Raw genomic sequence first — 11,912 nt, 5'->3', positions numbered from 1 at the left:
CAGGGTCTATTAATTCACTAAATTGTTCTAGGGTGTCTGGAATCCTTTTATGCGTCTCATTAATAGCGTCTTGTAGTCTCATAGTAAAATAGCCCATCTACTTATTAGATGGGCTATTTTATTACTTTTATTGAGTTTTTGCCTTAACTGACTGGCATTACTCACTCAGAGCGCCTTTCTATAGGATATAAGTTTTAATGTTGAGCTAACACTTTGTTGGGCAAGCCAGCTTAGTCTATTAATGCTCACGGGTATTGCTAAAGGTCACCTCTGGGTAACGGTCTTGCATCAGTTGCAAGTTGACACGGCTTGGGGCTAAGTAGGTTAGATAGCCGCCCCCATCAATAGATAGCTGATCATGGGCTTTTTTCTTAAACTTAGCCAATACTGCTTCATCATCGCAATGAATCCAGCGCACTGTGGCAATAGAGACTGGCTCGAAGATACACTGAACCTTGTACTCTTCTTTTAATCTGTGTGCCACAACCTCAAACTGCAGTACCCCTACCGCGCCTAAGATTAAGTCATTATTAATCTGTGGCATGAATACCTGAGTGGCCCCCTCTTCACTTAGCTGCTGTAAGCCTTTTTGCAGAGCTTTTGATTTTAGAGGGTCTTTTAATACCACTCGGCGGAATAACTCGGGAGCGAAGTGAGGAATACCAGTAAAGTTCAACTCCTCCCCTTCAGTGAAACTGTCACCAATACTAATCGTGCCATGGTTATGTAGACCAATAATATCGCCAGGATAGGCTTCTTCTAACGCTTCACGGTCTCCGGCTAAGAAAGTCAAAGCATCTGAGATACGCACATCTTTACCTAAGCTGACATGCTTCATCTTCATGCCTTTCTCATACTTGCCGGAACATACTCTCAAGAAGGCAATACGGTCACGGTGACGGGGGTCCATGTTGGCCTGAATCTTGAATACGAAGCCACTAAAGCTGGTCTCATTGGCTTCAACTTGACGCTCTTTGGCAGGATGGCTCTTAGGTGCTGGTGAATGCTCAATAAGGGTATCTAGCACCATATTGACGCCAAAGTTACCCAGTGCAGTACCAAACAATACCGGCGTCATCTCACCTTTTAAAAACAGCTTAATATCAAAGTCTTCTAGCGCCATCTGTACCAGCTCAAGAGACTCTTCAAACGCAGCAAATGCTAGGGTTCCTAGGCGTTCACGGATATCTGGATAGTCATAGCCTTCACGGGTTTCAATTTCAGTGATTTCACCACCATGGCCTTTTTGATATAAATAAGTTTTATCTTCGGTCAGATGATAAACCCCAACGAAGTCTTGACCCATACCAATAGGCCAAGTGATGGGCACACATTTAATTTTTAAGACGGTTTCGATTTCATCTAGCAACTCTAACGGATCGCGAATTTGACGGTCCAATTTGTTAACGAACGAGATGATAGGCGTATCGCGCATACGACACACTTCCATCAATTTAATGGTTCGTTCCTCGACCCCTTTTGCCCCATCTACCATCATTAAAGCACTGTCTACTGCGGTTAAAGTACGATAGGTATCTTCTGAGAAGTCGGCATGACCCGGGGTATCTAATAAGTTAACCACATGATCTTTATAAGGAAACTGCATGACCGAGGTGGTGATCGAAATACCACGCTCCTGCTCCATACTCATCCAATCTGAGGTGGCATGGCGGTCAGTTTTACGACCCTTCACTTCACCGGCCACCTGAATGGCTTGACCCCAAAGCAACAGCTTCTCAGTCATTGTGGTTTTACCGGCATCGGGGTGAGAAATAATGGCGAAGGTGCGGCGCTTGGCAACTTCTTTGTTCAGAGTTTTTTGATCTACGCTCATAGTCTGCTTATCAACTTAAATGTGGAGGGTGTTTCAGAAAAAATATTTAATTTAGAAATAGGGTAACAAACAAAATAAGAAATAATTGGGAAAATTAATGTGCGTATTGTAACGGATTTCTAGTGTGGGTGCAGAAGATGTTGGCTTAATAAAGAATGTGTAATATCGACTTACACAGTACGGGTAAAGCTTTACCAGTCCTAAACGAAAAACGGCCGGTGTTTTGTTATGCTAGAACTAGGTGTTGTGCAAACTCCTATTTAAAACTAGCTAATTAAAATCAGTTAATAAACTGAAGTTTCTATTCTAGAAATAGTGACAATAAATTATAAAAAAGGATTGATATGAAAACTTTATATACCACTCAAGCCACAGTAAGCGGTGGTCGTAACGGATCAGCCACACTAAATGACAGTGAGTTACAAATTGATATGAAGGCCCCTGGCTCTGGTAAGGGTAATAACCCCGAACAGCTTTTTGCGATGGGTTATGCCGCTTGTTTTGATAGTGCTTTGGGTGCGGTAAAGCAAATGCAAAAGATTAAATTTGATTCAACCACTGAAGCAGAAGTTACCCTATTACAAGGTGAGGGTCATGACTACAAGCTAGCGGTTAAATTACACGTTATTGCTTCTAATACTGAGGCCAGTGCCGACGACATTCAAAAGGCTGTAGAAGCAGCCCATGAAGTTTGCCCTTACTCTAAAGCCACTCGTGGCAATATCGAAGTTGCCGTTAGCTCTGAACTTAAATAACCAGAATTAACTTTCAAACTTAGCCTTTAAGCTCAAGCTTATAATCAAACTAAGTAAGCCAACTGAGTTAAATAGCTTTGTTTGATAGCTTTAAAAACCCAAACTGCCTTTATGTGGTTTGGGTTTTTTATTAACTGAAGTTTGTGTGCCCCCTAGTCACTTCCTACAACTTGCTCTCTACTACCAATCAACAAGCAATGACCCTAACGACAGTCAAATTTTTAGTTATAATGAGCCTAATCCGTCTTAAACATACCAACTGACAGGTCCCTAAAACCTGCCTGAATAAAAAACTTATTATTAATACTTCTCTTTTTATAACCTAACTTCTTATTTTTATAACTTTAATGACAAGTGACATCCTATGACCGATAAAACTGCTAAAGATACTGCCCATCTAACTGAATCTGCCGATACCTCTCATGCGGCATTAGACCCCAATGTGATGCCTGACTTTGAACACATGCCCAATGTTGCCTCAATGGATACCAGTCATGTCGATAAGGAGAAGCCTCCTTTTATCTTAGTGGATGGCTCTTACTATCTATTTAGAACTTATCATGCGCTTCCCAAGACCATGATGAATACCCAAGGGCTGACTACCAACGCCATTCGTGGAACGTTGAATGCCTTATTAAAAGTCATGCGTCGTTATAACCCGACTCATATGGCAGTGTGCTTTGATACCAAGTCACCCACTTTTCGTCATACTATGTCAGAGGAATATAAAGCCAATCGTCCAAAAATGGATCCTGAATTGGCGGAACAAATCCCTTATATTCACCGTTTAGTCCGTGCTCTAGGCATCCCTTTATTACGCATTGAAGGGGCTGAAGCTGATGATATTATCGGTACCTTAACCTATCGCGCCGTTGAGGAAGGCCATCATGTGGTCATCTCCAGCGGTGATAAGGACATGATGCAGCTGATTAATGACAGTGTAATTCTTGAAGACAGCTTCTCAGGCAAAGTAGTAGATGAGCAAGGGGTCGAAGAGAAATATGGCATTAAGCCCACCCAAATGATTGATTTACTGACCTTAATGGGGGACGCCTCTGACGGCATTAAAGGGGTGCCAAGTGTTGGTCAAAAAACCGCTGTTAAATGGCTTAATCAATACGATAATGTAGACAATATCTTGGCCAATGCCAGTGAAATCAAAGGTAAGGTCGGTGAGAAACTGATCGAATATGCTGATAACATTCCCCGCGACAAACAACTGGCCACCATCGTTACCAATTTAGAGATTGGTCAAGACTGGGATGATTTACGTATCGATACTGACCCAACCGCTTACATCGAAGAGCTGCGTGAGCTATATACAGAGCTTGAGTTCAAAAATGAATTGGCCTCTTTGGCTCATCCCAATCATCCTGCCAACATGGCTGCAAACAGTGTGGCTGATAGCAAAGCAGAAACGGAATCACAAGCTCAGGTGGCTAAGACTCTGCAAAACCAAAAACAGGCTGCCATCATTGATATTATTAAAGACAGTAAAGCTCACGACCAAGCTTGGCATACTATTTTGGATGAGCCAGCTTTTGATAGCTTGCTACAAAAACTGTCAGCGGCCAGTCATTTTGCGGTAGATACTGAGACCACTAGCATCGATTGGCGAGAAGCAAACATCGTAGGCTTGTCTTTCTCACTACAAGCTCATGAAGCCTATTACATTCCTTTAAATCATAGCTTAGAAGATGATGAATTAACTTCAAAACAGCTAGACCAAGACAAAGTTTTGGCAAAATTAAAGCCCATTTTAGAAAACCCAGAAATCGGTAAGATTGGTCAAAATATTAAATACGATGCCCATGTATTACGTCGCTACGGTATTGATCTTAATATCACGCCAAGCAATTGGAAGATGGACACCATGCTTGCCAGCTATGTGCTGAATGCTGCCGCTACCCGTCATGGCATGGACGATCTTACCCGCCACTATCTGCATACTCAAACCATTACTTATGAAGATGTGGCTGGCAAAGGAGCCAAGCAAGTCACCTTCGATAAAGTGGCTGTAGATATTGCCAGTGACTATGCTTGTGAAGATGCCGATATTACCTATCAACTGTTTGAAGTATTCCAAGAGAAACTAAAAGACGATGCGGTTAATCAGCGCCTGTTACATGAGCTTGAAATCCCTGTATCACAGATTTTATGTGACATGGAAGCAACCGGTATCCTGATTAAAAGAGCCTTCTTAAATGAGCTGTCAAAGCGCTTCGATGAAGAGATTGGCGAACTTGAAAAACAGGCTTATTATGAGGCCGGCGAGGAGTTCAATCTGGGCTCACCCAAACAGTTGGGCGAAGTTTTATTTGATAAGCTTGGCGTTGTGGGCGGTAAAAAGACTAAGTCCGGTCAATACTCCACCGGCGAAGCGGTGCTGTCAAAAATTGCTCACCCCTTAGCTGAGATTGCCCTTGAATATCGCGGCTTATCAAAGTTAAAGAGCACCTATACCGACGCGCTAGATGCTGTGGCGGATAAAGATACTGATCGGGTACATACTAGCTATCATCAAGCCTTAACCAGTACCGGCCGTTTATCTTCAACAGATCCTAACTTACAGAACATTCCCATTCGCACCAAGACTGGGCGCCTGATCCGTCAAGCCTTTATTGCGCCTGAAGGCCGTGTCTTATTGGCTGCCGACTATTCTCAAATTGAGCTTCGCTTAATGGCACACTTCTCTGGGGATGCTAACTTAACCAAAGCGTTTAATGAAGGTCTAGACATTCACAGTGCTACAGCAGCGGAAGTATTGGGTAAATCCGTAGAGGACGTTACTCCCACCGAGCGTCGTAACGCCAAAGCCATTAACTTTGGTCTGCTCTATGGTATGAGCGCCTTTGGGTTGGCGAAGCAACTGGAAATGACTCGTGGTGAAGCACAAGACTATATTGATCAATACTTCAAGCGTTATCCTGGGGTCAGAAAATATATGCATGACACCCGTAGTAACGCGGTTGATAACGGTTATATCGAGACTATTCTGGGCCGTAAGCTATATACGCCTGATATCAATCATAGCAATCAAATGGTGCGTCGTGGTGCTGAACGAGCTGCCATTAACGCGCCCCTTCAAGGCAGTGCTGCTGATTTAATTAAACTGGCGATGATAGCGGTGGATAAAGTCTTGCCTGCCGATAATGCCAAAATGTTATTGCAAGTACACGATGAATTGGTGTTTGAAGTGGATGCCGATAAAGTTGATGAGATAAGCGAGTTAATCAAAAACGCCATGCAGAATGTCCTAAGCGATACCGCTAAAGAAATGGGCTGGGAGGTTGATTTCGCTGTACCATTACTGGTTGAAACTGGGGTTGGCGATAACTGGGATGAGGCTCATTAATCTTGTAGTATTTAATCAATAACTGTTTTTTTATATGTATGGCGGGATTGACTCTAAGGGTCAGTCCCGCCTTTTTTATCTCATTTGCAATCTACTTGGTTGAGGCCAATGAGTTATGGAAACAAAGCCACCTATAGCTGTCAATAGCTTTTATTGGCTTTTATCACCTACCCTTCTCTATTGTTACGCATTAATTCTACTGTTACGTATTAACTATGCTAAAAATCACTACAGGCTTAAAAAGTTGTCTATGATAAAAAGGTCACCCAAATTACTATAATTTAAGGCAGCTAACATGTTAAAAAAACTATTTAAATCAAAGCCAAAATACGTCAAGTTCGATGAAAAATACACTACTCTAAGTGCTGAAGAAGAATCTATTGTAGATATGATCACTGATGATATTCGCCAATTTGTGAAACAAAATAACAAAGGTAAAAGCTACGATCATCATACTCGTGCGGTTCATGCCAAAGGCTATTGTGCCTTAAAGGCGAAGTTTGAAGTACTAGACAACCTGCCAGCAGAATATGCACAAGGCGTATATGCCACACCGGGTATACATGATGCAGTAATTCGATTTTCTAATGCGGCTGCCACCATTGCTCCAGATAGACGTCTGGGCATGGGTATTGGCTTGTCTTTTAAAGTCTTCGATGTGCCAGGTCCAAAGCTGACCCCTGATGAACCCGACGCCCCTACTATGGACTTTGCCTTAGTCAATGCGCCGGTATTTTTCACCAACAAATTGGAAGACTATGCCTATTTATCTAAGCTCAACTTTGGTCTTAACAGCTACTTAGATGGAAGCAAGTTAAATAAAGCAAAATTTGTATTTAACTGGTTAACCAAATACGGCAAAGAGCTGCCAGACTTTGAGGGGCTAAAAACATTAAATGCTTTTCGCAAGCTGGCGACCATCAGCCCCAAAAACCCTTGGTTATATGATTACTTCTCGCAAGGGGCGGTTCGTCACGGCGATTTCATGGGTAAAATAAGAGTGACGCCTACCAAAGAATCTATTGAAAAAATAAATAATCCTGATCTGCACTTATTCAGTGAAGATGAAACGGTTAGAAAGGCGTTATTAAAGGAAATCAGCGAGCATGATTATCAATTCGAGGTTCAAATTCAATTGTGCCGTAATCTCAAAAAACAGCCTATTGAAGAATTAACCACAGAGTGGAAAGAATCTGAGGCCCCTTTTGTGACCGTAGCAAAATTAACCATTCCCTGTCAGGACGTTCCCGAAGATGGTAACTTTGAAGCCATGGAACATTTGTCATTTAGTACCTTTAGAGCGCTAGAGGAAAACCGTCCGATTGGTCGGATTCAGCAGTCTCGCCTGCGAGCTTACCAAGCTTCATCTGAAGTGCGTCACGAGCAAAACCAAGTAAAACGTAAAGAGCCGACCAGTTTAAGACAAGTATTTGATAAAACTTACTTTTAAATTTATTGCCAGTAAGTGATTTGTTTATATTTGAGAGATTTCATGACGGTTTAAAATAGAATAAATATCTGGCTAGTATCCAATTATTTGGCTAGGTTGTATTCTCTTTTTAATAAATATGGCGTAAGCTTCTTGTCGATTATTTAAGCCTATTTAATAACTGTTGTGAATCTCTTCTCTATGAACAAGCCCGCTAAAATTAGTTGCTCTTTACTTCCCCTGCTTACCTGTCTGTGTCTTAGCTCAGCCGCCATCGCTGAGGATAGTAGTCAAAACAAGGCTTCCACGAACAACGATAGCATTGAAACAGACAGCATCGAGGCAGACAGCGTCCAAACCAATGATATTGAAACGCAAAGTGCTTCTATCGAAACAGAGGGATCTTCATCCATCGAAGCATCTATTGAAGCTGACGACATTGAAGATGAGCCGGGTATGCTAACTACCATCAACCAAGAAGCTGCTGAATGGGCAGATGGACAACGTGAAGAAGTTAAAGGCAAGCTAGGTGACTGGGCGCACATCATGGATGACTGGTTTGGTGAGCCTGATCCAAATAAACCTGCTTCGGCTAGCCTGAGAATTGTCTTAGATACCCGCTGGGCAGATGATCCGATTGAAGGCAGCCAAGTCTCAGTCAAACCAAGAATTAGAGGCCGTTTAAAGCTACCAGTATTAGAAAAGCGTCTTAGCTTAATTATTGGTGATGAAGATTTAGATGAAGAAAGGATCTTAACCCAAGGCTCGAAAGGCAGTAACTCAAATAATAATCAGGGCTATCAAGAAAAAACTTACGATAGAAAACAGACCCGCGATGACAACGCCTCTATCGCTCTACGCTGGTCAAAAATAGAAGAAGCCCTGGGCTTCGATGCTGATATTGGTATCCGCTCTGGTGATGATGTTTATCTTAAACTTAGTGCCGATAGAGATTTATATGAGCAAGATAAGTGGAAAGTATCCACTCATAACTACTACCGCTATGGCAGTGACAGTGAACACGCTTTGAAAGGCGAGCTAAACTTTCAGTATGCCTTAGACCATAACAGCTTCGTTAATAACAACGTTAATGTTCGCTATCGTCATGAAGGTGATAAAGAGGAAACGGACTGGAGTAATGAGTTACGCCAAATCCATTTCTTTGAAAAAGAAAAACAGCTGTCTTACGGTGTCTCTGCCTTCGGTTACTTTGAAAACAGCGAGCCTTCCTTAAACAGTTATGGGCCTACCATCACTTATCGTCAACCGTTTTGGCGAGACTGGCTGTACTTACAGACCGAACTTAACTACTTTAATGATAAGGATGAAGACAAAGACCACTTTCTTTCTGGATTGCTACGTTTAGAAGCGCTGTTTTAGCCAATCCAAGCCTTGACGCACAATAGTGGTTGCTTGCTGCATGCGCGGGCTGAGCGGCTTGTCATGCAAGTTAATCTTACTCATGTCACCGTTATAGTGAGCGACTACCCGCTTATTCATAATAGCAAACCACAGCGGTGGAATGTATGCCGGCACAATCATGCTGGCATAGCCACTGGGTAACTGCGGGGACTCATCAAAATGGCGTAAGGCCTGATACACTCGGCTAGGGTGCGCATGAGGATCGGAATGACGCTGTAGCTGATATAAAAATAAATTAGTCACAATATTATTGCTATTCCAACTGTGCTCAGCCTCCGTACGCACAAAATTACCTTTGCTGTCCTTTTGACTCAGCAGCCCATAATGCTCAAGATAATTGACCGACTCTAATAAACTAAAGCCGTATGCTGCTTGAATCACGATAAACGGAATCACCTTTTTGCCATACAGCTTCAAAAGCGTGGCGTAAAGTACGGCAGTAATCGCCCAACCCTGCAATAGTTCATTATCTTTATGCCAAAAAGACTTATTTTTCCGCTGCAAGCGGCGTTTCTCAATATGAATTGCAGAGCGTAATCCGCCAATGACGGTGCGTGGTAAAAACTGCCAAAAGCTTTCATTATATCTACTGCTGGCAGGGTCTTGCGGCGTAGCTACCCAGCGATGATGGCCAAAATTATGCTCAATAGCAAAATGCCCATACGCAGAGGGTGCTAAGCTAATGCGTGCTAGTGTCCTATTGAGTTTGTCTGATTTATGACCAAGTTCATGAGCAGTATTGATGGCGATGCCACTACCAATACCTGAAGTGATGGCCACACCGAGTTTGTTATACCAAGGCAACTTGCGGTGGGTAAACTGATGGGCAGCAATAAACAGCGCAGCATAATTCAGCGGAATAAAGGCATGCGCAATCTTTTGATAGTAGCGGTCTTTTTCAAGAACTTGATAGGCTTGCTCTGATAAATTGCTTTTATCTAGACCTATCAAGTAATCAGCTAAAGGGATGAAGCCATAGGTAAAAATGCTACCACTCCAGGCAAGGTCGGTATTTTTGGCATCAAATCCCTGTTGATCTTTCACGGCCAAATACATTGCCCAACCAATAACTGGGGCCATGGGACTCAGTAGCCATAACTTACGCTTTGGATCTTGCCACTCAGGTTTTTGATGGCGTTTTTTGATAAGATTTTTCTGCAGGGTATTCAAATTGTGAGTCATTGCACTTTCCTTATGTTATAAGTTACTCCTGCCTTGAAGACATAGATAACCGTATCTCTTCCTGAAATACTGAACTTAACAACTAGATTAGAATATTTAATCAGTAAGCGCAAATTTTATCGATTTTTTATGTTAGCCTTTGTTGACTGCTAATAGTTCGTAAAACCCAATCGCTCATTAAAAAACAATTGCTCCTAAAAAAACAATCGCTCATTAAAAAAGCCCAAGCATAATGCTTGGGCTTTTCTGTTTAATAGTTTTAGTCGACTTAGTTAAATAAAAAAACCATTATTACAACTTATCTATTCACTATTGCCTTTGGCCCTCATTCATACTTGGTGGTGGTTCAAAAAGTAGGCTGAGACATACCCATGATTGATGTAAAAGAAAGCTAAATCAAAGGCTTTAAAGTGATTTTCCAGCTTTTTAGAAAAGTTACAACTTCGCCTAAATGCTCGCCTTACTCGATGTCTGATAGTGCAATTATTACCTTCAATACCGACCGTGGAAAACTTGCCAATGACTTGGGTAAAGCCCTTAAAACCAGTAACAAAGCTATTCCAGGTATCACTAGCGATTCTAGCACAACTGACGCCTAAGGCTTTCAGCTTAGCTTTAAGCTTTTTGACAGTGTTAAGGTCTCGTTTTCCCCATACATAGGCAACAATTTCACCTGTGTCACGGTGGTAGGCATAAATTAGCCATTGTTTGTTGGTCTTTTTACCTACGAATGTCCAAAGCTCATCAATTTCAAGACAGTCGTATTGCCTTTGCTTGGGGGTTATTTGATAGTGACACTTTTTTAGGGTGGCTAGTACTTTGCCTTTGCTGATTCTCTCAACGCAAGCGATGTCTTTTATGCCACTGCCTCGAACCATAAGATGGCGTATTTTGCTATCTTTTTGGGAGTGACAGCCTTGGTACGTTAAGGCATGGTCGCCAATAAACTGCCGTTTGCAGTCTTTGCATCTATAGTTTTGTTTACCATAGCTTTTGAAGCCATTTTTCTTTATACTGTCACTTAGACAGGCTGGGCATTTGATGTATAGTGTGATTTGCATTTCACTATTTTATCAATTTCTCAGCCTGTTTTTTTTCAGCCTACTTTTTGAACCACCACCTCATACTTTTCGCTTGGTAAATAGGTTTGCCATTTTTAATGGTGGTTACCACCTTAATGTCTTTAATCTGCATAGGTTTTACAGTCAGTGGGTTTTTATCCAACACCACAAAGTCAGCCACTTTACCCACTTCCAGTGTTCCCTTGCTGTCCTCTTCGAACAATTGATAAGCAGCATGACTGGTGATTGATTTTAAAGCTTGATAAGAGCTGGCTTTTTGCTCAGAGCCAATAACTTTTCCACTTCTAGATACCCTATTTACCGCAGTCCATAAGGTGAATATAGGATCAATCGGCGTCACCGTAGCATCTGAATGGTTGGTATATTTAAGCCCCAGTTTGTCTGCACTGACTATCGGACTTAAAAACTCCGCTCTTTTTTTACCTAAATTTTCAACGTGGACATCGCCCCAGAAGTAGGCATGATTGGTAAAGAAAGAAGGCTCTATATTGTATTTTTTAAAAGTTTGAAGCTGGTCAGGTCTGACAAATTGTGAATGTATCACCACAGTTCGGCGGTCTTTATCTAGTGGCTGCTGCAAAGCTTTTGCCGCATATTCATGTGCTTTGAGAATCATATCAATGCTGGCATCGCCATTGGCATGAATAAACAGCTGATTGTCCGCTTGATACGCCAATTTGAACAAATCATTAAGGGTATTTTGGGATAAGCTAGGCAGCCCAGTACAGTCCTTATCACAGCCTTCAACCTGGGTTAGGGCGTGTCCCTAATTTGAAAAATACAGATAAAGCCTTATTTTAATCCTATATATCAACAAAATATAGGGAAACTCACACGATGGCGAGAACAGTAA

General features: G+C 42.0%; 8 protein-coding genes. 4 read left to right on the top strand and 4 right to left on the bottom strand.

The features are described from left to right. Positions 1-238: 238 nt before the first annotated feature. Positions 239-1,834: a peptide chain release factor 3 gene (locus A1019T_RS02030; RefSeq protein WP_077450200.1), complete on the bottom strand. Its 1,596-nt coding sequence runs from the start codon at positions 1,832-1,834 to the stop codon at positions 239-241. 344 nt (positions 1,835-2,178) lie between these two features. Here A1019T_RS02030 and A1019T_RS02025 point away from each other — a divergent pair, with 344 nt between their 5' ends. From A1019T_RS02025 to A1019T_RS02010, 4 genes are all read left to right on the top strand, one after another. Next, positions 2,179-2,589 (top strand): organic hydroperoxide resistance protein, encoded by a 411-nt coding sequence (locus A1019T_RS02025; protein WP_077450199.1) that lies wholly within the window; start codon positions 2,179-2,181, stop codon positions 2,587-2,589. 445 nt (positions 2,590-3,034) lie between these two features. After that, positions 3,035-5,944 carry a DNA polymerase I gene (gene polA, locus A1019T_RS02020; protein ID WP_244156498.1) on the top strand — a complete coding sequence of 970 codons (2,910 nt, stop codon included), beginning with the start codon at positions 3,035-3,037 and terminating at the stop codon, positions 5,942-5,944. A 295-nt stretch (positions 5,945-6,239) separates the two neighbouring features. Further along, positions 6,240-7,394, top strand: coding sequence for a catalase family protein (locus tag A1019T_RS02015; RefSeq protein WP_077450197.1), 1,155 nt, complete (start codon positions 6,240-6,242; stop codon positions 7,392-7,394). Between the two features lie 180 nt (positions 7,395-7,574). Next, positions 7,575-8,753, top strand: coding sequence for a hypothetical protein (locus A1019T_RS02010; protein ID WP_077450196.1), 1,179 nt, complete (start codon positions 7,575-7,577; stop codon positions 8,751-8,753). Here the strand turns inward: A1019T_RS02010 and A1019T_RS02005 are convergent. The 3 genes from A1019T_RS02005 to A1019T_RS01995 all read right to left on the bottom strand — a co-directional run bounded on the left by A1019T_RS02005 (position 8,736) and on the right by A1019T_RS01995 (position 11,777). Beyond that, a complete protein-coding gene (locus A1019T_RS02005; RefSeq protein WP_077450195.1) occupies positions 8,736-9,977 on the bottom strand; it encodes an alkane 1-monooxygenase in 1,242 nt (413 codons plus the stop codon). The genes A1019T_RS02010 and A1019T_RS02005 overlap by 18 nt on opposite strands. Before the next feature lie 329 nt (positions 9,978-10,306). Then, complete coding sequence (locus A1019T_RS02000) at positions 10,307-11,038, bottom strand: IS1 family transposase (protein ID WP_077450194.1); 732 nt, start codon at positions 11,036-11,038, stop codon at positions 10,307-10,309. A gap of 40 nt (positions 11,039-11,078) precedes the next feature. Continuing rightward, complete coding sequence (locus A1019T_RS01995) at positions 11,079-11,777, bottom strand: amidohydrolase (RefSeq protein WP_279626166.1); 699 nt, start codon at positions 11,775-11,777, stop codon at positions 11,079-11,081. Positions 11,778-11,912 lie beyond the last annotated feature (135 nt).

It is taken from the genome of Psychrobacter piechaudii (assembly GCF_900162825.1).
In the GTDB taxonomy this organism is placed as follows: Bacteria; Pseudomonadota; Gammaproteobacteria; order Pseudomonadales; family Moraxellaceae; genus Psychrobacter; species Psychrobacter piechaudii.
The sequence above is the reverse complement of the archived record's forward strand: the minus strand, read 5'-3'. Positions and strand labels throughout refer to the sequence as shown.

Bases quoted from the DNA above. Each gene is read 5' to 3' on its own strand.
- A1019T_RS02030 (WP_077450200.1), bottom strand. From the start codon at position 1,834: ATGAGCGTAGATCAAAAAACTCTGAACAAAGAAGTTGCCAAGCGCCGC.
- A1019T_RS02025 (WP_077450199.1), top strand. From the start codon at position 2,179: ATGAAAACTTTATATACCACTCAAGCCACAGTAAGCGGTGGTCGTAAC.
- polA (WP_244156498.1), top strand. From the start codon at position 3,035: ATGCCTGACTTTGAACACATGCCCAATGTTGCCTCAATGGATACCAGT.
- A1019T_RS02015 (WP_077450197.1), top strand. From the start codon at position 6,240: ATGTTAAAAAAACTATTTAAATCAAAGCCAAAATACGTCAAGTTCGAT.
- A1019T_RS02010 (WP_077450196.1), top strand. From the start codon at position 7,575: ATGAACAAGCCCGCTAAAATTAGTTGCTCTTTACTTCCCCTGCTTACC.
- A1019T_RS02005 (WP_077450195.1), bottom strand. From the start codon at position 9,977: ATGACTCACAATTTGAATACCCTGCAGAAAAATCTTATCAAAAAACGC.
- A1019T_RS02000 (WP_077450194.1), bottom strand. From the start codon at position 11,038: ATGCAAATCACACTATACATCAAATGCCCAGCCTGTCTAAGTGACAGT.